The sequence below is a fragment of the Trueperaceae bacterium genome (assembly GCA_031581195.1).
Classification (GTDB): domain Bacteria; phylum Deinococcota; class Deinococci; order Deinococcales; family Trueperaceae; genus SLSQ01.
The window spans coordinates 1-22,687 of record JAVLCF010000026.1 but is presented as its reverse complement, the minus strand read 5'-3'; the positions used below and the strand labels follow the sequence as shown (position 1 = coordinate 22,687).

The following is a 22,687-nucleotide window of genomic DNA, read 5'->3' as shown; positions in this document are numbered from 1 at the left end:
CTCCACCCCCGCCGCCGCCGGGCACGCGGGTACGACCAGGCCGACCGCCTCGCGAGCGCCGTCGCGACCGCCCTCGCGCGGCCTCGCTGGCGCGGGCTTCGGCGCATTCGCGCTACCGAACGCCAAGCGCGGACGCGCGGCGCGGCCCGCGACGCGAACGTCGCGGGCGCGTTCGCTGCGGCGCGCCTCCCGCCCCTCCCCCTCCTGCTGATCGACGACGTCTGGACGACCGGCGCGACGGCGCGCGCGGCGCGCGACGCCCTCCTCGCCGCCGGCGCGCGGGAGGTCCGCGTCGCGGTCGTCGCCCGCGCCGACCGGAACCCCGACCTCGCGGGCGGACGCTCGGAACCGTCGGCCTAAACGAGCACGACGGCGGTCGCGACGCCCAAGAGCGCCCCGACCAGCACCTGCGGGTACGTGTGACCCAGCAACGTCTGCAACGCGTCGGGCTGGAACCCCTCGTCGAACAGGTGCCCGAGTTCCTCGACGAGGTCGTTGATGAGTTGCGCCTGCATGCCCGCCGCCCGACGGATGCCGGTCGCGTCGTACATCACGATGCCGGCAAGGACCATCGCGACGGCGAACACCGGCGACGTGACGCCCTCCGTCATCCCCAGCGCCGTCGCGAGCGCCGCGACGGAGGCGCTGTGCGAGGACGGCATGCCGCCGGTCTCCAGCAACCGTTCCGGCGCGAAGCGCCGCTCCGTCGCGGCGGCCAACACCAGCTTGATGAGCTGCGCGACGACGGTCGCGACGACCGCCGCACCGAGCGGCCCGTACACGAGCGCGTCGCTCACGCCGCCCCCCGCCGCATGCGGGCCGCCTGCACGGTGTTCGCGACGACCATCGCGACCGTCATCGGGCCGGTCCCGCCCGGCGTCGGCGTGAGCGCCCCCGCGACGCGCGCGACGTCCGGCGCGACGTCGCCGCGCAACACCCCGTCGACCGGCGCCTGCCCGACGTCGAGGACGACGGCGCCTGCGCGGACGTGATCGGGCGTAATCATGCCGGGCACGCCGGCGGCGGCCACCAGCACGTCGGCGCGGCGCGTGACGTCCGCCAGGTCCCGCGTCCGCGAGTGCGCCACCGTCACCGTCGCGTTCCGCCGCAGGAACGACGCGGCGGCGGGCTTCCCCACCAGGTCGCTACGCCCGACGACGACCACCTCACGCCCCTCGAGCGGGATGTCGTGGTGATCCAGGATCGCCAACAGGCCGGCGGGCGTCGCGGGCGCAAGGGCCGAACGCCCACTCCACAAGCGACCCACGTTCATGGGGTGGAGGCCGTCGACGTCCTTCTCCGGCGCGATGCGCAGCAGCGCCGCGTCGGCGTCGAGGTGCGGGTACAACGGAAGCTGCAGCAGCACGCCATCGACGTCGTCGTCGCCGTTCAGGGCCTCCAGGAGGGCGTGCAGGTCCGCGTCCGTCGCGTCGCTCGGCACGACCCGCGTCTCGTGCCGCACGCCGGCCGTCCCCGCGCGTTTGCCTTTGCTGCGGACGTACGACGCGCCGGCCGGGTCGTCGCTCGCGCGGACGAACACCAGCCGCGGAGCGGGATCCATCGCCGCGGCGTCCGCGCGCACGTCGGCCAACACCGCCGCGGCGACGGCGCGCCCGTCGAGGACGGTCGCGCTCACGCCGACCCCGCCAGGTCGGCCTCCGCGTCGCGGTGGAACGACCCGAGCACGCCGTTGACGAACCGGCCCGACTCCTCGCCCCCGAACCGCTTCGCGAGCCGGACCGCCATCTCGAGCGTCACGCGCGGGGGGACGTCGTCCTCGTAGCGCAGCTCGGTCAGGGCGAGACGGAGGACGTTCAGGTCGGTCTGCGCCATCTGCGGGAACGTCCAGCCCTCGATGCGGTCGGCGAGGGCCCCGTCGATCGCGTCCCGGTGGTCGCGGTAGGCGTGCACGAGGCGTTCGGCGAACGCGAGGGCGTCCGCGTCGAGCACGTCGCCGTAGCCGTCCTCGTCGGTTTCGCCGACCTCGCTGCGGATCTGCCGCCAGGTGGCGTCGAGGTCGGTACCGCCCCGGTCCGCTTGGAACAACGCCCGGAAGGCCAGCTCGCGGGCGCGCCGTCTAGCCATCCGCACCGTCCGCGTCGGCGGCGTCGCCCACGTCGATGCCGGTGACGGTGACGCGCACCGACCGGACCTCGAGCCCGGTCATGCTGGCGACCGCCTCGCGCACCACGCGCTTCGCGCGGTCGGCGACGGCGGGGATCTCGGTGCCGTAGCGGACCGTGACGTTGAGGTCGACGTCCACGACGTCGCCGTCGCGGTCAATGCGGATCCCCTTCGCGCGCCGACCGGTCAGGAACTCGCCGACGCGCGCGGGGGGCGCCAACGGCCGCAGGCCGTCCACCTGCTCGAGGGCGAGCTGGGCGATGCCGAACAGCACGTCCTGCCCGAGGTGCGGAGTCGTCGCGTCGCTCATGGGGACCTCCTCCGGCGCATCAAGACGCCAACATCCGGGGAACGAAGTGCGTGGAGACCTCGCCGCGCTGGAACGCCGGGTCGTCGAGGACGCGCAGGTGGAACGCCAGGGTCGTGGTCACGCCGTCGATCACCGTCTCTCGCAGCGCCCGCCGCATGCGGGCGATCGCGTCGTCGCGGGTGGGGCCCCACGCGAGGATCTTCGCCACGAGGCTATCGTAGTTCGGCGGGATCGCGTAGCCGGCGTACACGTGCGAATCGACGCGCACCCCCGGGCCGCCCGGCCACAACACCTCCCGCACGACGCCGGCCGCCGGCCGGAAGTCGCGGTCGGGATCCTCGGCGTTGATGCGCACCTCGATCGCGTGCCCTCGCACCGTGAGGTCCTCCTGTCGCCAGGGGAGCGCCTCCCCCGCCGCAAGGCGGATCTGTTGCGCGACGAGGTCGGTACCGGTCACCAACTCCGTCGCGGGGTGCTCGACCTGGATGCGGGTGTTCATTTCGCTGAAGAAGTGCCGCCCCTTCGCGTCGACGAGGAACTCGACGGTGCCCGCCCCGCGGTAGTCGAGGGTCTTCGCGAGCGCCACCGCCGACGCCGCGACGCGGGCGCGCAGGTCGTCCCCCACGGGGCTCGGGGCCTCCTCGAGGACCTTCTGGTAGCGCCGCTGCAGCGAACAGTCGCGGTCGAACAGGTGCACGACCTCCCCCGCTCCATCCCCGAACACCTGCACCTCGACGTGCCGGGGTTCCTCGAGGAACGCCTCGAGGTACACCTCGGCGTTCCCGAAGGCGCTGCGCGCCTCCTCGCGGGCGGCGTGGTACTGCCGTTCGAGCTCCCCAGGTTCGTGCACGACCCGCATGCCGCGCCCCCCACCGCCGGCGGACGCCTTGAGGATGACCGGGTAGCCGACCTCGTCCGCGAAGCGTGCGGCGGACGCCAGGTCCTCGAGCGGACCGGAGCCGGGCGTGATGGGCACGCCGGCCGCGTCGGCGAGGGCGCGCGCGCTGGCCTTGTCGCCGATGCGCCGGATGGTGTCGGGGCGCGGCCCGACGAAGATCAGGTTGTGTTCCTCGCACATCTGCGCGAACTCCGCGTTCTCGGCGAGGAAGCCGTACCCGGGGTGGATCGCTTCGCAGCCCGACACCAGCGCGGCCGCCAGCAGGTTGTGGACGTTCAGGTAGGAGTCGCGGGCGGCGGGCGGCCCGATGCAGACCGCTTCGTCGGCGAGCAGCACCGGGAGGCTCGACGCGTCCGCTTCGGAGTAGGCGACGACGGTCGTGACGCCCAGCTCGCGGGCGGCCCGTAGGATCCGCAGGGCGATCTCTCCGCGGTTGGCGACGAGCAGTTTCGAGATCACGCGACTCAGTCCGGAGCGATGCGCACGAGCACCTGCCCGTACTCGACCGGCTCCTCGTTGCGGACCAGGACCTCGCGGACCGTGCCGGCGACCTCCGCCTCGATCTCGTTCATCAACTTCATCGCCTCGAGGATGCACAACACGGCGCCCGCCTCGACGCGGTCGCCGACCTTCACGAACGGCTCCGCGTCGGGCGCCGGCGCGGCGTAGAAGGTGCCGACGATCGGCGCCTTGACGTCCACCAGCCCGTCGCCGGGCTCCGCCGCCTCCGGTGCGGGCGCGGCGTCGCCCGCCGCGGGGGCGTTCGCCACCGCGGGCGCGGGGGCGGGGGCCGCGGCCGGCGCGACCGGGGCCGGCGCGGGCGCCGCCGCGGACACGCCGTTGCGCTTCACCTCGATGCGGACGTCCGCCGTTTCGTAGCGGAACTCGTCGACGTCGGCCGCCGTCACCGCGTCGAGGAGCTTCTTGACCTCCTTGACGTCCATCAGACGCGCCCGAGGTACTCGCCGGAGCGGGTGTCGACGCGCACGACGGTGCCCGGGTCGACGAACAGCGGGACCTGCACGACCGCGCCGGTCTCGAGGGTGGCGGGCTTGCTGCCGCCCGACACGGTGTCGCCCTTCACGCCCGGGTCGGTCTCGGTGATGGCGAGCTCGATGACGTTGGGGAGCGTGACCTTGAGCGCCTTCTCGCCGTAGTAATCGACGGTGACCTCGGTGTTGGGCTTCAACCACTTCGCCGCATCCCCGATCTGGGCGCGGTCCAACGTCGGTTGGTCGTACGTCTCGAGATCCATGAACGTGAACAGGTCCCCGTCGGAGAACAGGAACTGCATCGTCTTGTAGTCGATGAAGATGTCGGCCAGCTTCTCCGAGGCGTTGAACGTCCGCTCGACGATGCTGCCGCTCTCGAGGTTCTTGAACTTGGCGACGACCTTCGCGCCGCCCCGGCCGATCTTCTGGTGCTGGAAGTCGAGGCACTCCCACAGGCCGCCGTCCATCTCCACCTTCGTGCCGTTTCGTAGATCGGTCACGCTGATCATCGTCACCCTCCCACGGGCCGAAGCCCGGTCGATTTCGTGCCGGGCGCGAGTCTACCACCTCGCCCCGGACCGCCGGCTCGGGCCCCGCCGGCGGCCTCGGTGGCCCCTCCGCGTTCGGTGTGGGTACGCGCGCCCCCCGGTGCCGCGGGTAGGCTGGCGTCGTGAACGTCTTCGCGGCCCGATTGGCGCAGGGGGGTGCGGTGTTGGCCCCGATGGCGGGGTTCAGCGACGCGCCGTTCCGGCGTCTCGCCCGCGAGCACGGCAGCGCCTGGGCGGTGACGGAAATGGTCAGCGCTCGCGCCCTCGCGAAGGGCGACGAACGCAGTCTGGCGATCCCCGCGCCCTACCCCGGCGAACCGGACGTCGTCATCCAACTCTTCGCCGCCGACCCCGACGAGGCTGCCGCCGCGGCGCGCCTCCTGCAGGACCGCTTCGCGCCTGCGGCGTTCGACCTGAACATGGGGTGTCCCGTGAAGAAGATCCTCGACAAGGGCTGCGGCGCGCGCCTGATCGGCGATCCGGTGGGCGCCGCCCGGATCGTGACTGCGATCCGCGACGCGACCGGCCTGCCCGTGTCGGCGAAGACCCGCTTGGGGCGCGACCGCGTCGAACTGGACGCAGTCGCCCGCGCCCTGGTGGAGGGCGGCGTCGCCGCCCTCGCGGTGCACGGCCGGACCGCGGCCGCGAAGTACGGCGGCGCCGCCGACCCCGCCCCGATCCTCGACGTCGCCGCCTGGAGTCCCGTACCGGTGCTGTACTCCGGCGACGTCGACGACCCCGCTGCGGCGCACGCCCTCCAGGCACGGGGGGTCGGCGTGATGATCGCGCGGGGGGCGTTGGGCCGGCCGTGGATCTTCGACGAGGTGCGGGGGGGCGCCCCGCGCGGCTGGCGGGAGGCCGCCGCGGTGCTCCTCCGGCACGTCGACCTGCAGGTGGCGCACGCCGGCGAAGCGCGCGGCCTCCGCGGCCTCCGGGCGCACCTCGCGACGTACGCCGAACGCCACCCCGAGGCGCGCGGGCTGCGCGACGCGCTGGTTCGCGTCGACACTCGCGCCGACGTGCACGCCGCGCTCGCCACCACCCCCGGGGGCGCGGCGGCGGTCGCCGCGCACCGGGCGGCCGCCGCACACGAGTCGGTCGCCGCCCACGAGGTGGCCGCCCTGCACGGGACGGCCTCCAGCGCAGCGCCGTCCCCTGCCACCGACGCCGACCCCGGCGCAGGACCGTCCGCCGTCCCCGCCGCCGCGGGGCGCGGGTGAGGGGCGCGTGACCCGCGTCCTGCTGCGCTTGGCGGTACGGAACCTGCTGCGGCACCCGTGGCGGACCGCCGCCACGGTCGTGGGGGTGGGGGTCGGCATCGCGGCGGTGCTGGCGTCGTTGTCGGTCGGCGCGAACGTGCGCAGCAACCTGCAGGCGGACTTCGCGGCGACCGTCGGACGCGCCGACCTCCTCGTGACGCCCGGCGCCGGCGGGCGGGCGGTGATGCCCCTCGACCCGGTCGAGGACGTCGTGCGGGCCCTGCCGGAGGTCGCCGCCGTCGCGCCGGTCCTGAACGCCCGGGTCGAGCCGGTGCGCGAGGTCGAGGGGTACGTCCCGCCGGTCGTGCCCGGCGTCGACAGCGGCTTCCAGCTCTCCGGCCGCGCCATGGCGGCCCCCGATGCGCTCCCCGCCGACCTCGTCGCGGGCCGCTGGCCGGCCCCGAACGAAGCGGCGCTGGTGATGGCCCGCCCGTTCGCGGAGGCCCGCGGCTTCGCCGTCGGCGACGACGTCGCCTTCGCCACCCGCTTCGGGGAGGCGACGTTCGGGCTGGTCGGCCTCGTCGACGGCGCCACCGGGTACGGCTCCAGCAACGGCGGGCGGGTCGCCCTCGCGCCCCTCGCAGCGGTGCAGAGCGCCGTCCGCCTCGACGGGCGCGCCTCGCTGCTCGAGATCGAGGCGGCGCCGGGCGTCGACGTCGCGACCCTGCGAGCGGCGCTCGAAGCGACCCTCGACGCCCGGTACGACGTCGGCGCGCCGGCCGGACGGGGGGAGCTGGCGGGCGGCATCGTCGAGACGTTGCAGGCGGGCCTGCTGGTGTTGGCCGCGACGTTGCTGGCGTTGGGGGGGTTCCTGGCCTACAACACCTTCATGGCGAGCGTCGTGGAGCGCACCCGCACGTACGCGTTGTTGCGGACGGTGGCGTTGCGACGCCGCGACGTGCGTCGCCTCGCCATGTTCGAGGCGGCCCTCGTCGCCGCCGCAGGCGTCGTGTTCGGCGTGGCGTTCGGGATCGCGCTCGCGTGGGTCCTGACGTGGGCGAACGCCTTCGGGCTCGGCTTCGAGGTGCGCGGCCTGGTGGTGCCCTGGACGGCGGTCGCGACCGCCGCCGCCGGCGGCGTCGCCGTCGCGCTGGTGGCGGGGTCGTGGCCCGCCCGCCTCGCGTCGCGCGCGGCGCCGCTCGCCGCCCGGCGGGCGGCGGAAGCGGCGCAGCTGCCCAGCGCCGTGCGGTGGGGCGTCGCGGCGATCCTCGTCGGCCTCGCCGTCACGCGCGTGCCGTGGGAGGGCCCCACCGCCCTCGCGGCGGCCGCCGTCGCGATGGCGGCGTTCTCGATCGGCGTGTCCCTCACCGCCCGCGCCCTCCTCGGCCCGGCGTTCCGCGTCGCGCGTCCGGCGTTGCGCGGGGCGTTCGGGGTGGCGGGGGACCTAGCGAGCGCGTTCGCGGCGCGCAGCGCCAACCGCAACGGCGTCGCGGTCGGCACCGTCGTCGTCGGTACCGGCCTCGTGATCGGGGTGGGGGCGATGGTGGCCGGCATCAACGCCGAGATCTCCGACTGGGTGGACGCGACGATCACGGGCGACCTGTTCGTCACCTCCCCCGTCGCCTTCCCCGACGACTTCGAGGCGCGCCTCACCGCGTTGCCCGCGGTCGACGTCGCCTCGGGCGTCGGAATCCGCGCGGTGCGCTACCGGCCGCCGGACGCGGCGCGCGGCCGGACGGTGGCGTTGATCCTGGTGGATCCCGCCCGCTTCGATCCCGCCCTCGACTTCGGGCGGTTTCTGTACGTCGGCGAACAGGGCGACGATGCGCAGGGGTACGCGACGCTCCGGTCGAACGACGGCGTGTTGATCTCCGCGACGATGCAGGAACGCTACGGCCTGGGGGTCGGCGACGTCGCCGACCTCCGGACGCGCGACGGGTTCGCCCCCTTCCGGGTCGGCGGGGTCGTCGTCGACTTCACCGGGGGCGGCGAGACGGTCATTGCGTCGATCGATGCGCTCGAGCGGTTCGGGGGCGGCACGCCGGACCTGTACGTCCTGCTCCTCGACCCGGCGGCGGACCCGTCCGCCGTCGCCGCCGACCTCCGCGCGCGCTTCCCGGAGCTCTACCTCGACGCGACCCCGAACGACGCCTACAAGGCGGAGATCGTGACGTTGAGCCAACGCACGTTTCGGGCGACGAACACGTTGTTGGGGTTGGCGGTCGCCATCGCGGCGTTGGGGGTGGCGAACACGCTGGGGATGAACCTCGCGACCCGCGGTCGGGACCTGGCGACCTTGCGGGTGCTGGGCGTCTCCCGCGACGGGGTGCGCCGCATCGTCGTCGCGGAGGGCCTCGTCGTCGTCGTGCTCGGCAGCGTCCTGGGGGTCGCCTTCGGGCTCGCCCTCGCCGACGTCGTGACCGCCGGCGCGGAGGCGCTGACCGGCTACGAACTCGATCCGGCGGTCCCCTGGTCCCTGGTGGGGGTGGCGTTGCTCGCCTCTCCGCTCGTGGGGCTGCTCGCCTCCTGGGCCCCCGCGCGCCGCGCGGCCCGCCTCGCCCCGATCGAGGCGCTGAAAGGAAGCACGTGAACGACGCCCCCACCCCGCCCGCGACGGTCGGCCCGACCGACCCTCCGCACGACGCCCCCGACGCCCCCTCGCGCGCGTCGACGCCCGCCGTCCGGGCGGTCGGCTTGACGAAGGCGTACCGCCTGGGGGAGGTGGCGATCCCGGCGTTGCACGACGTGTCGCTCGACGTAGAGCGCGGCACCTTCCTCGCGGTGATGGGCCCCTCGGGGAGCGGCAAATCGACGCTGCTTCACCTCCTGGGCCTGTTGGACGTGCCCGACGCGGGCCGCGTCGCGCTCGACGGGCGCCCGACGGCGGACCTCGACGACGACGCCGCGACGCGCATGCGTCGCGACGACGTCGGGTTCGTGTTCCAGACGTTCGAGTTGCTGCCGAACCTGTCGGCCCGCGAGAACGTGCTGTTGCCCGCCGAGGTCGCCGGACGACGGTCCGAGGGCGAAGCGCGCCTCCGGGATCTCGCGCAGGACCTCGGCATCCAGGAGCGGCTCGACCACCGCCCCGAACAGTTGTCGGGAGGGCAACGCCAACGCGTCGCGATCGCGCGGGCGTTGGTGAACGACCCGGTCGTCGTCCTCGCGGACGAGCCGACGGGGAACCTCGACAGCACCACCGGGGGGGAGGTCCTCGACCTGTTGCGGCGCGGCGTGGACGCGCGCGGGTGGACGGTCGCGATGGTGACGCACGACCCGAACGCGGCGTTGCGGGCCGACCGGATCGTGTTCCTGCGCGACGGGCGCGTCGCGGGCGAGGTGGCGGCCGACGCCGCGGACGCCCGCGAACGCATCGCGGCGTTCGCGGGCGTCTGAGTCAGGCGAGCCGGATGCGCGGGTCCAGCCAGGCGTAGAGCACGTCGGCGACGAGGTTCGCGAGGGCGAACACGACGACGGCGACCAGCGTTACGGCCTGCAGGAGGGGCAGGTCGCGGCGGTCGATGGCGAACGTCAGGAGCCGTCCGAGGCCGGGGTAGTTGAAGACGTTCTCGACGACGATCAACCCGCTGATCAACCACCCGACGCTGATCGCGACGACGGTGATGGTGGGCAACAGGGCGTTGCGCAGGGCGTGCCGGCGCAGCACCGTGCGGCGGGGGACGCCCTTGAGAAGCGCGGTGCGGAGGTAGGGGCGGCGCAGCTCCTCGAGGACGCTGGCGCGGGTGAGGCGAGCGACGTAGGCGAGCATCACGAGCGTCGCGGTGGCGGCGGGCAGCACCAGCGACGGCAGGGCCTCGAGGAACGGCGTGTCGGGCGGGATCGAGGCGTTGGCGGGGAACCACCCCAGCCCGAACGCGAACACCTGGATGAGGACGATGCCGGTCACGAACTCGGGGAGGCCGACGACGGCGAGGCTGGAGAGGCTGACGACGGCGTCGGGCCAGCGGCCGGCCTGGACGGCGGCGAGGACCCCGAGGCCGATCGCGAGCGGGACGGCGAACGCGAGGGTGACGCCGGCCAGGCGCAAGCTGTTGCCGAGCCGCTCGCCGAGGAGCGGCCCGATCGGCTCGCCGGTCGCGAAGCTGGTGCCCCAATCGCCGCGCGCCGCTCCGGCCAACCAGGTGGCGTAGCGCACCGGGACGCTCCGGTCGAGGCCGAGGTCGCTGCGGACCTGCGCGAGGGCGGCGGGGCCCGCCTCGCGCCCGAGCAGGATGCGGGCGGGGTCCCCGGGCAGGAGGTTCGTGACGGCGAACACCAGCATCGAGGCCAGCAGGACCGTCAGGGCCAGGAAGCCGGTGCGGCGGAGCAGGAAGGCGATCACGGTGCCTCCCGCAGGTCGAGGTCCGCCTGGACGGCGGCGAGGTCGGGGCGGGGGATGTGGCAGCGGATGCGGTGGCGCCCGTCGTCGCTCCACCGTTCCGGCGGCGTCTCGTCGTGGCAGACCGACCCGAGGACGCGGGGGCAGCGCGTCGCGAAGGGACACCCGGCGGGCACGTCCTGGGGGCTGGGCAGGTCCCCCTCGAGGGGGGCGCGCGCGGCCCGGGCGCCCGGGTCGGGGCGCGGCACGGCGGCCAACAGCGCTTCGGTGTACGGGTGGAAGGGTGGGGTGAGGAGGGCGTCGGTCGGGCCGGCCTCCGCGACCGCCCCGAGGTACAGGACCGCCACCTCGTCGGCGAGGTGCGCGACGACGGCGAGGTCGTGCCCGATGAACAGGTAGCTCGCGCCGCGTGCGCGTTGTAGGTCGTCGAGGAGGTTGAGGACCGACGCTTGGACGCTGACGTCCAGGCCGGAGACCGACTCGTCGAGCAACAGCACTTCGGGGTCGCTGGCGAAGGCGCGGGCGATGGCGACGCGTTGGCGTTCGCCGCCCGAGAGTTCGGGGGGCGTCCGCCCCGCGTAGGCGGGCGTCAGCGCAACCGACGCGAGCAGATCCGCGACGGCGGCGTCCAGCTCGTGGGCGGGGACGCCCGCTAGGCGGTGCAGGGGCCGCCGCAACGTCGCGCCGACGGTGCGGTAGGGGTGCAGCGCCTCGTCGCTGGATTGGAACACCATCTGCAGGCGCGCGAGCAGGTCGCGGGGTCGGTCGCGGAGGCGCGCGGGGAGCGCCGTCCGGTCGAGGGTGACCGTGCCGGCGTCGGGCGTCTCGAGCCCCACGACGGCGCGCGCGAAGGTGCTCTTGCCGCTGCCCGACTCGCCGACGAGGCCGAGCGTCCGGCCGGCGGGGACGTGCAGGTTGACGCCGCGCAGGGCCTGCAGACGCGGTCGGGCGCGCCCGCGGAGCCGGTCGACGAGGCGGGCGCGCGCCGCGAAGCTCGCAGCGAGCCCGTCGGCGTGCAGCGAGGTGCCGTGCTCCGCGGGGGGCGCGTCCGGAGGGGTGGGGGCGGGCTGCCGGGGCGAGAGAACGCCGTCGTGGATCGCGTCCGCGCGGAGGCAGGCGACGTCGTGCCGGTCCGCGATCGGGGCGAGGGGGGGTTCGCTCGACCGGCAGGTGGGCTCCGCGACGGGGCAGCGGGGCGCGAAGACGCAGCCGCCGTCCGTGTCGCCGGGCGTGGGGAGGCGGCCGGGGATGGGTCGGAGGGGGGCGTGCCCCTTGCCGCGGGCCAGGTCCGGCACGGCGTCGAGGAGACCGACGGTGTACGGGTGGACGGGGGCGCGGTAGAGGTCGCGGACGTCGGCGCGTTCGACGCCGCGGCCGGCGTAGAGGACCTCGACGCGGTCGCAGAGGGCGGCGACGACGCCGAGGCTGTGACTGACGTACAGGACGGCGGTCCGGCCGTCCCGTACGCGCTCTTGGACCAGCTCGAGGATGGCGGCTTCGGTGGTGACGTCCAGGTTGGTGGTGGGTTCGTCCATCACCAGGAGTTCGGGGCGGCCCAGGAGCGCCATGGCGATCATGACGCGTTGTTGTTGGCCGCCGGACAGCTCGAACGGGTAGCGGCGGCGGACGCGGGCGGGGTCGGGCAGCCCGACGGCGTCCAGCATCGCGTCGACCTCGGCGAGGTCGGCGCGGCGCGGCTGGAGCGGGTCGAGCGCCTCCGCCAGCTGCAGTCCGACCGTGAGGGCGGGGTTCATGGAGGGGAGCGGGTCCTGCGGCACGAAGCGGACGCGGTGACGCCAGAGGGCCGCGAGGTGGGCGGCGTCCATCGCGAGGAGGTCGTCGCCGGCCAGCGTGATGCGTCCCCGACGGACGGTGCCGCCGGGCGGGAGGGCGCGGAGGGCGGCGAGGGCGAGCGTGGACTTGCCGCTCCCCGATTCGCCGACGAGGCCGACGGTCTCCCCCGGTGCGACGTCGAGGTCGATGCCGTGCAGGACGTCGGTATCGCCGTAGGCGACGGTGACGTCGCGGAGCGCCAGTCCGGCGTTCACGCGCCGCTCCGCAACGCCCGCCCGAGGCCGTCGGCGGCGAGGTTGACGCTGACGACGAGGCCGCTGATGGCGGCGGCGGGGAAGGCGAGCGACCAGGGGGTCAGGTACACGTAGTCGCGAGCTTCGGCGACCATGAGGCCCCAGTCGGGGGACGGGGGTTGCACCCCGACGCCGAGGAACCCGAGGGAGGCGACGAGGAAGATGGCGTAACTGAAGCGGAGTGCGCTTTCGACCGCGAGGGCGGGCAGGACGCTGGGGAGGATTTCGCGCAGCAGGATCCAACGGCCGGATTCCCCCTGGAGGCGGGCGGCGGCGACCCACTCGCGCGCCTTGACGCTGAGCACAACGCTGCGCACGACGCGCGCGACGATCGGGGTGTAGGCGACCGCGATGACGAGCAGGACGCTGGCGCGCGAGGGGCCGACGGTGCCGAGCAACAACAACGCCAACAACAGCGCGGGGAGCGCGAGGAGCGCGTCGTAGAGGCGGAAGGTGACCTCCTCGAGCCACCCGCCGCGCGCCGACGTCCACAGGCCGGTGGCGGTGCCGAGCAGGACCGCGAGGGCGGTCCCGCCGCCGGCGAGGAGGAGGATGTCGCGGGCGCCGGCCACGACGCGACTGAACACGTCGCGGCCGAGGCGGTCGGTGCCGAACCAGTGCGCGGCGCTGGGCGCCTGCGAGCGGTCGAGGAGCACCTGGTCGGTGGGGCCGTACGGCGCGACGAGGGGCCCGACCGCCGCGAGCGCGAGGAAGAGGAGCACCCCGGTGGTGCCGATCGCGCTCGCCGGCCGGTCGTAGAGGCTGCGCACCACGCCGAGCGCACCGCGCCGGCGGGGCGTCCGCGCGCCGGCGCCGGCGAACGTCGCGCCGGCCGCGCGCGGGGCGCTCACCGAGGCTGGAGGGCGGCCAGGTCGGTGCGGCCGGGGAACGCCTTGAGGGCGAGCCCCTCGTACGCGTCGCTCAGGGCGGCGAACTGCGGGAAGAAGTAGGGGATGACGTAGGGCCCTTCGGTCGCGAGGATGCGCTGCAGGTCGGCGTAGGCGGCGCGCCGCACGTCCTCGTCGAGGGTGGCGCCCGCCTCGTCGATGAGGGCGTCGACCTCGGGGTCGCAGTAGTGCGCCTCGTTCCAGACGGCGTCGCAGGCGATCATCGTCTCGAAGTAGAACTGCGGGGTCGGGCGCGACCCCCAACCGGTGATGCCGAAGTCGACGTCGAGCCAGCCGCCTTCGCCGTAGTAGACGCTTTCGGGTTGGACCTGGACGTCGATGTCGAAGCCGGCGTCGTCGAGTTGGTCCTTGAGGACGACGGCGAGGTCGGGGCGGTCGCCGCTGTCGGGGACGTGGAGGGTGAGTTCGAGGCCGTCGGCGTACCCGGCGTCGGCCAGCAGCGCGCGGGCGCGCTCGACGTCGCGTTCGGGCGGCGTGAGGTCGGGCCGGTGGTAGGCGTCGTAGAGCGGCCCGACCGGCGTGTCGAGGGCGGCGGCGGAGAGGCCGCCGCCGACGAAGGCGCGGATCGCTTCGCGGTCGACGGCGAGCTTCATCGCCTCGACGACGCGGGGGTCGTCGCCCGGCGCGCGGTCGGCGCGGAGCCGGACGAGGTCGAAGGCGTTCGTCGCGACGCGGGTGCGTTCGATGCCGTCGGCTCCCTCGAGGCTCTGGTAGAGGGGCGTCGACATGCGCAGGACCAGGTCGAGTTGCCCGCCGCGCAGCGCGTTCACGGCGGCGGACTGCTCGCTGAAGAACACCAGGTCGATGGCGTCGACGCCCGGCGCGTTCCAGTGGTCCTCGACCGCCTCGAGGCGCATGCGGTCCTCCGCGGCGTACGACGCGACGCGGAACGGGCCGGTCCCGTCGAACGTCGTGCCGAAGTCGTCGGCGTCGGCGTCGTGCACGACCGCGTGGTTGTCGGAGAGGTCGTAGAGGAAGAACGGGTTGGGGTCGGCGAGGGTGAAGGTCACCTCGTTCGGTCCGGTCGCCTCGACGGTCTCGACGTTGGCGTACAGGTCGCTCGTCGCGAGGTCGGCGTCGGGGTCGCGGAGCCGGTCGAACGTGGCGACGACGTCGTCGGGGTCGAACGCCGCGCCGGAGTGGAAGGTGACGTCCTCGCGCAGCGTGAAGGTCCAGACGACGCCGTCGTCCGACGTCGTCCAGTCGGTCGCCAGGCCGGGCTGGACGTCGTTGTTCGCGTCGATCTCGACGAGGTAGTCGTAGACGTTGGAGAGCACGAGGATCTCCGCGTCGCTGGACGCGAAGGCGGGGTCGAGTTGGACGGGGATGCCGATGCCGGCGCGCAGGGTCTGCGCGCCGGCGAGCCCGGCGAGCAGGGCGAGGGCGAGAACGGCGGCGGACACGTGCACGCCGAGGCGCGTGCAGAAGTGGGTGCGGACGAGCATGGGGGCCTCCTGAGGGGGCGGGGGCGTGGGCGACGGCGTCGCCGAGCGAGCTGCGGTCGGGGGGAGGGTACGTGGCGTCGGGCGGAACGACGGTTCGCTGGACCACGGTCGGGCCGCACGGTTCGTGGTGGGGCCGCGTTTGACGCCCACCCCCCACAGGCGTATGCTGCTCATGATGTGTAATGTACACACGTGGGGGACGCCGTGAGCGCGACGGAGGCCGACACGACCGCGGCCGGACGCCCCGTCCTGCTGCTCTGCGGCGGGCCCTCCGACGAGCACGCCGTCTCCCTCGCCTCCGCCGCCTCGCTCCTGCAGGAGGCCGGCACCGTCGCCGACTGGACGCCGCGCGTCCTCCGCCGCGACGGGCGCGGCCTGCTGTCCCCCGACGCGAGCCGCGCCGCCCTCCGCGCCGCGGGCGGGGGCGTCCCCCCCGCCCCCGCGCGCCCCGCGCCGGACCCCACCCCGCGCCTCGCGCTCCTCGACGACCTGGCCGCCGCCCTGCGCGACCTGGTCGCCCGCGCCGACGCGGTCGGCGCGACGCCGGTCGTGCTCCCCCTGCTGCACGGGCCCGGCGGGGAGGACGGGCGCCTGCAGGGCCTGCTGGACGCCGCCGGCGTCGCGTACGTCGGGGCGGGCGTCCGCGCGAGCGCCGTCGCGATGGACAAGATCGTCATGAAGCAGGTCCTCGCCGCCGCCGACGTCCCCCAGGTCGCCTGGCGGGCGGTGCATCGCGACGCCGTGGCGGACGACCCCGAAGCGGCCCGCGCGCACCTCGCCGACCTCCCCTGGCCGCGGTTCGTGAAGCCCGCCAACCTCGGCAGCTCGGTCGGCATCGCACGCGTACGCACCGCCGCGGAGCAGGACGCCGCCCTCGACGACGCGTTCCGGCACGACCCGCGCGGGGTCGTCGAGGCGGCGGCGGAGGGCGCCCGCGAGCTCGAGGTGGCGGTCCTGGACGGCCGCCCCCCCGACGCCTCCCCCGTCGGCGAGGTCGTCGTGCCCGGCGGCGCGTTCTACGACTACGCCCACAAGTACGCCGGCGACGCGACGGAGTTGCGCGTCCCCGCCCCCCTCGACGCCGCCACCGCCGACGCCGCCCGGGCCCTCGCGCTGCGCGCGTTCGACGCCCTCGGCCTCGAGGGGCTCGCGCGCGTCGACCTGTTCCTCGGGCCCGACGGGGCCCTCCTCGTCAACGAGGTCAACACCCTCCCCGGCTTCACCGCCCGCTCGATGTACCCGCGCCTCTGGCACGCCGGGGGTCTGCCCTACCCCGCGCTCGTCGCCCGCCTCCTCGACCTCGCCGTCGCGCGCCCCCCGGGCTGACGCCCCCCGCCCCGGGCATGCGGTAGCCTCGAGGCGGAGGTGAGCTCCGCGCACGACGCCGACCCGACCCGTAAGCCCCCCGACGCCGCCCCCGCGGGCGACGCGCAGGCGGGCGACGCGCAGGCCGGCGACGCGCCGGCGGGCGCCCCGCCGACGCCGTACGGCGTCGCGGCCGACGGCCCGAACGACGGTGCGAACGAGGAGGCCCACCTCGCGGAACTCCTCGGGCTCGAGCCGCTCACCGACCCCGCCGCCGCCCGCGTCCTCATCCTCAACGCCAGCTTCGAACCGCTGCACGTCTGCAGCGTCAAACGCGCCATTCAACTGTTGATGACCGACGTCGCGATCCGCGTCGAGGACGCCGACACGTTCCTCCGGACCCCGTCGCAGGCGGTGCCGGTCCCCAGCGTCGTGCGCCTCGCGCGGTACGTGCGTCGACCCGGCCGCCAGAAGGTGGCGTTCAACCGCCGCAACCTGTTTCGCCGCGACGACCACCGCTGTCAGTACTGCGGCACCCGCGGCAGCGACCTCACCCTCGACCACGTCGTGCCCCGCAGTCGCGGGGGCCCGACCAGTTGGGAGAACGTCGTCGCCTGCTGCCGCTCCTGCAACGCCAAGAAGCGCGACCGGACGCCGGAGGAGGCGCGCATGACGCTCGCGCGGGCGCCGCGCGCGCCCCGCTTCGTGTTCAGCAGCGCCTACGGGCTGCTGGCCGACGTCGACCCCATCTGGCGGCGCTACCTGCCCGAGGGGTACTGACCCGCGCGCACGGTCGTCAGCGCAGCGACGCGAAGAACCCCTCGAGCGCCGCGCGCACCGCGCGCTCCGCCGCGGCGCGCGGCACCGTGGGTCGGCCGTCCCCCCGCTGCGGTCCGTAGCGCCCGAAGAAGGCGTGCACCGCCCCCTCGATGGCGACGAGGTCCGCGCGTCCCGGAAGCCGCTCGAGGCCCGCCGTCACCTCGGCCTCCGTCGCGAGGCCGTCGAGCTCCGCGGCGAGCACGAGGGTCGGCCACGCGCGGTCCGACAGGTCGTCCCCCGCCGCGGGGTACGCCCCCATCAGCACCAGACCGTCCACCGCGTCCGGCGCCCGGCGCGCCAGGTGCGCGACCGCCATCGCGCCCCCCAACGAGTGCCCGCCGAGCACGACCGGGCCCGCGCCCACCAGGTCCGCCTCGCGCAACGCGTCGAGGCGGTCGCGGGCGAACACCGCCAGGTCGAGCGGCAGGGTGGGGATCAGCGTGCGTACGCCCGCCGGCGCGAGCGCCACCCCGATCCAGGCGTAGGCGTGCGGCCGCACCCGGCCGCCCGGGTACAGCACGAACGTCACGTCCGCCGCGCCGTCGCGCGGCGCGACCTCGACGCCGCCGCCAGCTGCGTCGTACGCCGCGATGCGCACCGACGACGCGGACACGCCCGCGACCGCCGCGTCCGCGGCGGGCACCAACGGGCCCGGCGGGAGCCACGTCGCGAGCGCCCCGGCGGCGACGAGGCCCGCCGCCACGAGCGCCGCCCCCGTCCACCGCGCCACGCGCCGCCGCCCGGCCCGGGCGTCGCTCACGCATCGACCTCGGTCGGGCGGGCGCGGAGGACGAGGCCGCGTCCCGCGAGGCGCACGGGCGGCGTGCCGGGGGGCAGCCAGAAGGTGGCGCCCTCCGGCGCCGCCCACGTCCGCTCGCCGGCCGTCAGGCGGAGCGCCCCCGACGCGACCGTCAGGACGTGCGGCAACCGTCCGGTGGCGGCCCCCTCGACCTCCCCGGCGACGTCCGCCTCGTCCAGGGCGTAGTGGGGGCAGGTCGCCCGGTTCGTCCAGCCCACCTCGACCGGCTCGAGGTCCGGCGGCGCGGGCGGCGCACCGGATAGGTCGGCGACGGCGAGGGCGTCGTCGACGTGCAGGGCGCGGGGCGCCCCGTCCGGCCCCACGCGGCCGTGGTCGTCCAGGCGGTAGGTGAGGTCCGACGCCTGCTGCACCTCGAGGACGCGGACGCCGGGCCCCAACGCGTGCACGGTCCCCGCCGGGTTGTGCACCACGTCGCCCGGCACGACCGGGAGGGGGCGGAGGCGCCCCGCGAGCGTCCCCGCGTCGATCGCGGCGCGCACCGCGTCGGGCGTCGTGGCGGCGTCGAACCCCCAGGCGACCGTCGCGCCGGCGGGCGCCTCGAGGACGCGCCACGTCTCGACCTTGCCGCGGTCCGGGCGGTCCGGGTGCCGCCGGCGCGCGTACGCGTCGTCGGGATGGACCTGGACCGACAACCAGGCGGCCGGGTCGAGGAGCTTCACGAGGACCGGGATGCGGACGTCCCCGGGAGCGGCGGCCCGCCCGAGCCAGCCGGCGGGGTCGTCGGCGGCGAGCGCCGCGAGCGTCGCGCCGTCCCACGGCCCCCCGAGCACCGGGGCGTCGCCGTCGGCCAGCCAGGCCTCCCCGACCGGCCCGGGGCCGTCGGGCGGCACCGCGCCGGGCAGGGCGCGCAACGCGTCGCCGCCCCAGGGGCGGGCGTACAGCCGCGGGCGGAGGCGAACCGGATGGGGCGCAGGCACGGCGCGAGGATACCGCCGGACGATGCCCTCCGCGAAGGTGGCGTACGCTTGGGGGCATGGTCGAAGGGTTGTCGGCGCTGATCACGTCCCAGGGGTGGTGGGCGCCCGCATGGTACGTCGCCGGGTTCCTGTTGGCGGCGTTGATCCCGGTGATCCCCACGCCCCTCATCGCCGCGATCGGCGGGACGGCGTTCGGGACGCTGCCCGCGATCTTCTACGGGCTCGTGGGGCTGGCGCTCGGGGCGGGGCTGGCGCTGCTTCTGTCGCGGCAGTTGGGTCGGCGGGCGATGCGCCGCCTGGTGCCCGAGCGCGTGTGGAGCGAATGGGAGGCGTTCCTGGGGGTCCGCTCGTACGCGGTGTGGTTCGTCGTGTTCCTCATCCTCAACCTCGACGTCGCGGTGATGGCGGCCGGCCTCTCGTCGCTATCGGCGCGGGGCTTGTGGGCGACGGCGATGGGGGCGCGGGTGCCCTGGCTGGTGGTGTCGGCCTGGGCGGGCGAGCGCCTGCTCGTCAACGACGCGGCGCTCGTGCTGACCGCGTTGGCGTTGCTGCCGATCCTGTACGGCGTGCACCGCCTCCGTCCGCGCGTCCGCCGGTGGCTCGTGCGGTTCGCGGAGCGGCGCGACGTCGCGAACGACGGCGACGCCCCCTCCTGAGCGCGCGGCCGGCCCGCCGTCAGCGGGCGGTCTCCGCGTCGCGCGTGAGGCGACCGCCGGCAAGGCGGTAGCGGGCGTCGACGTCGCGGACCAACCCCTCGTCGTGCGTGACCATCAGCACCGCCCGCCCTTGCGAGCGGGCGAGGTCCACCAACCGCTCGAACACCTGCGCCGCCGTCGCCCGGTCGAGGCTTCCGGTCGGTTCGTCGGCGAGCAGCAGCGGCGGATCGAGGTACCACGCGCGCGCTAGCGCCACGCGCTGGCGTTCGCCCCCCGACAGCGTGCCCGGGCGGGCGGAGGCGCGCGCGGCCAGCCCGACCTCCTCCAACAGCGCCGCGGCGCGCCCGGGGGTGCGTCGACCCGCGAAGCGGCCCGGGAGCTCGACGTTGGCGGTGGCGTCGAGCTCCCCGACGAGGTGCGGGTCCTGAAACACCAGCCCGACGTGCGCCGCACGCTCGCGGGCCCACGCCCGCGGGGGGCGGTCGTGCACCGCCAGGTCGCCCCACCAGACCTCGCCCGACGTGGGCCGGTCGAGGCCGGCGAGGAGGTGCAGGAGGGTCGTCTTGCCGCTGCCCGACGGCCCGAGGATCGCCACGACCTCCCCCGGCGCGACGTCGAGGTCGACGCCGTCCAGGACCCGGAGGGGGCCCGACGGGGTGTCGAAGGTACGCCGCAAGGCGCGGCACCGTAGGGCGAACGTCACGGGCGGAGGGTACCAGGGGCGTGATAGCGTACGGTTCGCATGAACGAAGCCGCCCCCGACGCCCCCGGCCCGTCCCGCACCGAGCGCATCGCCTACCTGCGCGGCGTGCCGCTCTTCGCCGACGCCGACGACCGCCTCCTCGGCATCGTCGCCGACGCGGTCCAGCGCCGCCGGTTCGCGGCGGGGGACGTGCTGTTCCGCGAGGGGGACGTCGGGGAGGCGGTCTACCTGCTGCACGAGGGCGTCGTGAAGCTCTCCAAGGTCGATCTCGGGGGGCACGAGAAGACGTTGGCGATGCTGCGGCCGCCCGAGTACTTCGGGGAGATGGCGCCCCTCACCGCGGGGGAGCGCAGCGCGACGGCGCTCGCGGTGGAGGACGTGACCGCGTTCTTGTTGTTCGACGACGACTTCCGGCACCTGATGCAGACCCACCCGCAGGTGGGCTTGAACGTCAACGCCACGCTCGCGGCGCGCCTGCGGGGGATGGACGACGAAGCGCAGATCCTGTCCTACCAGGACGCGCAGGGCCGGGTGGCGTACGTGCTGTTGCAGCTGTACCGCTCCGGGATCGTGCACCTCGACGGGGGGCCGCCGGTCGTGCACCTCACGCACCAGGAGCTCGCCAACATGGCGGGCACCAGCCGGGAGACGGTGACGCGGGCGCTCAAGGCGCTCGAGGGCGAGCAGGTGATCGACACCCGCCCGAAGGAGATCGTGCTGCTGCACGTCGAAGGCCTCGAAGAGATCCTGCACGACATCCGCTGACGTGACCGCCACCCCCGTCCCGAGCCCGCGCGGGCGCGAGCACCTGCGCGTCCTGTCGGCCGCGGGGGAGGACCTGCACGGCGCGGTGCGGGACCTGCACGCGCGCTACGGGGACGCCTTCACGTTCGGGTTCGGCCCGATCCGCTTCGCCTGGTTCGTGGGGCGCGACGCCGCCCGCACCGTCCTGCTGGAGGAGGCGGACGCCTTCTCGCAACGCGGCGGCTACGACTTCCTCCGGCCGGTCGGGGGTGCGACGGCGTTGATCCACAGCGACGAACCGGAGCACAAGCCCCGCCGCAGGGCGGTGCAACCGGCGTTCCACGGGCGCGAGGTCGGCGCGTGGTTGGCGCGCGGGGAGGCGGAGCTCGGGCCCTGGTTCGAGCGGGTCGCGCGGCGTGGGGAGACCGTGGACCTCTACCGCGACCTCCGGCCGCGCCTCGTGCGGGTGATCGCCGGCATCGTGCTGGGCGACGCGCCCCTCGCGCGGGACGACGCCTGGTTGCGGGACGTGAACGCCCTCATGGATTTCCCGGGCCGGCCGATGCTCGAGCAGCAGTGGAAGGTGCCGCTCCCGGGGACGCCGTGGGCGCGGTTCGTCGCGGCCCGCCGGCGGGTGGACGCCGCCCTCCACGCCGAGCTCGCGCGTCGCGAGGCGGCGTTCGACGTGGCCGCCCCACGCGACGGCGTGTCGGGCGGCGCGCTGGACCTGTTGATGGCCCAACGCGACACGGAGGGCCGGCCGGCCCTGTCGCGGCAGGAACTGCGGGACCAGAGCCTGAGCCTGATCTCCGCCGGGTTCGACACGACGTCCGCCGCCCTGGCGTGGGCGGTGCAGCTCGCGTTCGAGCACCCCGACGCCGGGCGCGACCTGCGCCACGCGCTGCACGACGTCTCCCCCGCCGACGCGCAGGGGGTCCCCGCCCTCGACCGGTACCTGAAGGAGGTCCTGCGGGTCCGGCCGCCGGCGGCCGCCGTCCTGCGGCGCACCACGCGGCCCGTGCGGATCGCCGGCACCGACGTGCCCGCCGGGCGCCGGGTGGCGCTGTCGGTCCTGCTCACGCACCGCGACCCCCGCCTCTACGACGCGCCCGACGCCTTCCGGCCCGACCGCTTCGCGGGGGCGCCGCCCGACCCGTTCGGGTACCTGCCGTTCGGGTACGGCGCGCGCTACTGCATCGGCGCGGGGACCTCCACGGCGCTCGTGAAGGCGGGGCTTGCGCTCCTGTTCGGTCGGTACGACGTGGAGCCGGTCGACCCGCGGCCGCGCCGACCGGTCGGCATGACGCTGCAGCCCGAGGGGGGCCTGCCGGTCCGCCTGCGTCCGCGCCGCGACTGAGCGGACCGGAGGGCCGGAGAGGCCGGCACGGTCCACCGAGCGGACCCGCGGGGGCGGGGCACGATCCCCCCATGACCTACTACGAACTCGACGTCCTCACGCCCGTCTACTTCGTTCGCGCCCCCGCCGCCGGGCCCACCCCCACGCAGGAGGACATCGTCGACGCGCTCCTCGCGGGGCGCCCGGACGCCTTCACCCCGCGCGCCTTCGCGGCGGACCACCCCGAGCGCGTGGCCCTGGAGCAGATCCTCTGGCTGCTGGAGTGGGGCGCCCCCACCGTCATGAAGGGCCTTCTCGGCACGCTGGACGCCATCCACCCGCCGGGCGAACCGTCCGTGTTCCTGCGGGCGGTGGACCTCCTCCGCATCGCGGACGCCCGGGGCCTGGTCCCCGACGCGCAGCGCGACCTGCTGCCCGGCGAGGCGCTCGGGCCGCTCGAGGCGGTGCCGGTCCTGCACGCACCGAAACGCGTGACGATGGACGCGATCGCCGAGTGACGCCGGCGCGTTCGCGCCG

General features: G+C 75.3%; 24 protein-coding genes. 10 read left to right on the top strand and 14 right to left on the bottom strand.

Going from position 1 to position 22,687, the window contains the following annotated elements; translation table 11 throughout:
- Positions 1–360 (top strand): hypothetical protein (locus RI554_03935; GenBank protein ID MDR9391159.1); only part of this gene is annotated, 360 nt, incomplete at its 5' end.
- On the opposite strand, the gene RI554_03930 is transcribed toward RI554_03935, so the two are convergent.
- From RI554_03930 to efp, 7 genes are read right to left on the bottom strand one after another with little or no spacing between them, the layout of a single operon-like run.
- On the bottom strand, positions 357–797 hold the full coding sequence (locus RI554_03930) for a divergent PAP2 family protein (protein ID MDR9391158.1): 441 nt from the start codon (positions 795–797) through the stop codon (positions 357–359). The genes RI554_03935 and RI554_03930 overlap by 4 nt on opposite strands.
- Complete coding sequence (locus RI554_03925) at positions 794–1,636, bottom strand: bifunctional 5,10-methylenetetrahydrofolate dehydrogenase/5,10-methenyltetrahydrofolate cyclohydrolase (GenBank protein ID MDR9391157.1); 843 nt, start codon at positions 1,634–1,636, stop codon at positions 794–796. Before RI554_03925 ends, RI554_03930 begins: the two co-directional genes overlap by 4 nt.
- On the bottom strand, positions 1,633–2,085 hold the full coding sequence (gene nusB / locus RI554_03920) for a transcription antitermination factor NusB (protein ID MDR9391156.1): 453 nt from the start codon (positions 2,083–2,085) through the stop codon (positions 1,633–1,635). The genes RI554_03925 and nusB overlap by 4 nt, the downstream gene beginning before the upstream one ends.
- A complete protein-coding gene (locus RI554_03915; GenBank protein ID MDR9391155.1) occupies positions 2,078–2,434 on the bottom strand; it encodes an Asp23/Gls24 family envelope stress response protein in 357 nt (118 codons plus the stop codon). The genes nusB and RI554_03915 overlap by 8 nt, the downstream gene beginning before the upstream one ends.
- Before the next feature lie 19 nt (positions 2,435–2,453).
- On the bottom strand, positions 2,454–3,791 hold the full coding sequence (gene accC / locus RI554_03910; GenBank protein MDR9391154.1) for an acetyl-CoA carboxylase biotin carboxylase subunit: 1,338 nt from the start codon (positions 3,789–3,791) through the stop codon (positions 2,454–2,456).
- A 5-nt stretch (positions 3,792–3,796) separates the two neighbouring features.
- Positions 3,797–4,276 carry an acetyl-CoA carboxylase biotin carboxyl carrier protein gene (gene accB, locus RI554_03905; protein ID MDR9391153.1) on the bottom strand — a complete coding sequence of 160 codons (480 nt, stop codon included), beginning with the start codon at positions 4,274–4,276 and terminating at the stop codon, positions 3,797–3,799.
- Positions 4,276–4,833 carry an elongation factor P gene (efp, locus tag RI554_03900; protein MDR9391152.1) on the bottom strand — a complete coding sequence of 186 codons (558 nt, stop codon included), beginning with the start codon at positions 4,831–4,833 and terminating at the stop codon, positions 4,276–4,278. The genes accB and efp overlap by 1 nt, the downstream gene beginning before the upstream one ends.
- Before the next feature lie 161 nt (positions 4,834–4,994).
- Between efp and RI554_03895 the strand changes: the two genes are divergently transcribed.
- Genes RI554_03895 through RI554_03885 form a run of 3 tightly spaced genes read left to right on the top strand, consistent with a single transcriptional unit; the run spans position 4,995 to position 9,467 of the window.
- Complete coding sequence (locus RI554_03895; protein MDR9391151.1) at positions 4,995–6,092, top strand: tRNA-dihydrouridine synthase; 1,098 nt, start codon at positions 4,995–4,997, stop codon at positions 6,090–6,092.
- Positions 6,093–6,099: 7 nt separating this feature from the next.
- The gene (locus RI554_03890) at positions 6,100–8,661 is read left to right on the top strand and encodes an FtsX-like permease family protein (protein MDR9391150.1); all 2,562 of its coding nucleotides are present in this window, start codon (positions 6,100–6,102) and stop codon (positions 8,659–8,661) included.
- Positions 8,658–9,467, top strand: coding sequence for an ABC transporter ATP-binding protein (locus RI554_03885; protein ID MDR9391149.1), 810 nt, complete (start codon positions 8,658–8,660; stop codon positions 9,465–9,467). Before RI554_03890 ends, RI554_03885 begins: the two co-directional genes overlap by 4 nt.
- Position 9,468: 1 nt before the next feature.
- Here the strand turns inward: RI554_03885 and RI554_03880 are convergent, their stop codons facing one another.
- From RI554_03880 to RI554_03865, 4 genes are read right to left on the bottom strand one after another with little or no spacing between them, the layout of a single operon-like run.
- On the bottom strand, positions 9,469–10,413 hold the full coding sequence (locus tag RI554_03880) for an ABC transporter permease (protein MDR9391148.1): 945 nt from the start codon (positions 10,411–10,413) through the stop codon (positions 9,469–9,471).
- Positions 10,410–12,458, bottom strand: a complete 2,049-nt coding sequence (locus RI554_03875) for an ABC transporter ATP-binding protein (protein MDR9391147.1) — start codon at positions 12,456–12,458, stop codon at positions 10,410–10,412. The genes RI554_03880 and RI554_03875 overlap by 4 nt, the downstream gene beginning before the upstream one ends.
- Complete coding sequence (locus RI554_03870) at positions 12,455–13,348, bottom strand: ABC transporter permease (protein ID MDR9391146.1); 894 nt, start codon at positions 13,346–13,348, stop codon at positions 12,455–12,457. The genes RI554_03875 and RI554_03870 overlap by 4 nt, the downstream gene beginning before the upstream one ends.
- The gene (locus RI554_03865) at positions 13,345–14,850 is read right to left on the bottom strand and encodes an ABC transporter substrate-binding protein (protein MDR9391145.1); all 1,506 of its coding nucleotides are present in this window, start codon (positions 14,848–14,850) and stop codon (positions 13,345–13,347) included. Before RI554_03865 ends, RI554_03870 begins: the two co-directional genes overlap by 4 nt.
- Before the next feature lie 204 nt (positions 14,851–15,054).
- Here RI554_03865 and RI554_03860 point away from each other — a divergent pair, with 204 nt between their 5' ends.
- Both RI554_03860 and RI554_03855 read left to right on the top strand, forming a co-directional pair.
- Entirely contained in the window at positions 15,055–16,176 is a 1,122-nt protein-coding gene (locus RI554_03860) for a D-alanine--D-alanine ligase family protein (protein MDR9391144.1), read from the top strand.
- A 39-nt stretch (positions 16,177–16,215) separates the two neighbouring features.
- A complete protein-coding gene (locus RI554_03855) occupies positions 16,216–16,935 on the top strand; it encodes an HNH endonuclease (GenBank protein MDR9391143.1) in 720 nt (239 codons plus the stop codon).
- 16 nt (positions 16,936–16,951) lie between these two features.
- On the opposite strand, the gene RI554_03850 is transcribed toward RI554_03855, so the two are convergent.
- Together RI554_03850 and RI554_03845 are read right to left on the bottom strand one after the other, a co-directional pair.
- On the bottom strand, positions 16,952–17,734 hold the full coding sequence (locus tag RI554_03850) for an alpha/beta fold hydrolase (protein ID MDR9391142.1): 783 nt from the start codon (positions 17,732–17,734) through the stop codon (positions 16,952–16,954).
- The gene (locus tag RI554_03845) at positions 17,731–18,711 is read right to left on the bottom strand and encodes a class I mannose-6-phosphate isomerase (protein MDR9391141.1); all 981 of its coding nucleotides are present in this window, start codon (positions 18,709–18,711) and stop codon (positions 17,731–17,733) included. The genes RI554_03850 and RI554_03845 overlap by 4 nt, the downstream gene beginning before the upstream one ends.
- A 56-nt stretch (positions 18,712–18,767) precedes the next feature.
- On the opposite strand from RI554_03845, the gene RI554_03840 reads away from it, so the two are divergent.
- Complete coding sequence (locus tag RI554_03840; GenBank protein ID MDR9391140.1) at positions 18,768–19,367, top strand: hypothetical protein; 600 nt, start codon at positions 18,768–18,770, stop codon at positions 19,365–19,367.
- Positions 19,368–19,386: 19 nt separating this feature from the next.
- Here the strand turns inward: RI554_03840 and RI554_03835 are convergent, their stop codons facing one another.
- The gene (locus RI554_03835; protein MDR9391139.1) at positions 19,387–20,070 is read right to left on the bottom strand and encodes an ABC transporter ATP-binding protein; all 684 of its coding nucleotides are present in this window, start codon (positions 20,068–20,070) and stop codon (positions 19,387–19,389) included.
- 39 nt (positions 20,071–20,109) lie between these two features.
- Here RI554_03835 and RI554_03830 point away from each other — a divergent pair, with 39 nt between their 5' ends.
- The 3 genes from RI554_03830 (at position 20,110) to RI554_03820 (ending at position 22,668) form a co-directional block, all read left to right on the top strand.
- Entirely contained in the window at positions 20,110–20,835 is a 726-nt protein-coding gene (locus RI554_03830; protein MDR9391138.1) for a Crp/Fnr family transcriptional regulator, read from the top strand.
- 1 nt (position 20,836) lies between these two features.
- Positions 20,837–22,171 carry a cytochrome P450 gene (locus RI554_03825; protein MDR9391137.1) on the top strand — a complete coding sequence of 445 codons (1,335 nt, stop codon included), beginning with the start codon at positions 20,837–20,839 and terminating at the stop codon, positions 22,169–22,171.
- 71 nt (positions 22,172–22,242) lie between these two features.
- Positions 22,243–22,668, top strand: coding sequence for a hypothetical protein (locus RI554_03820; GenBank protein ID MDR9391136.1), 426 nt, complete (start codon positions 22,243–22,245; stop codon positions 22,666–22,668).
- The last annotated feature ends 19 nt before the right edge of the window (positions 22,669–22,687 follow it).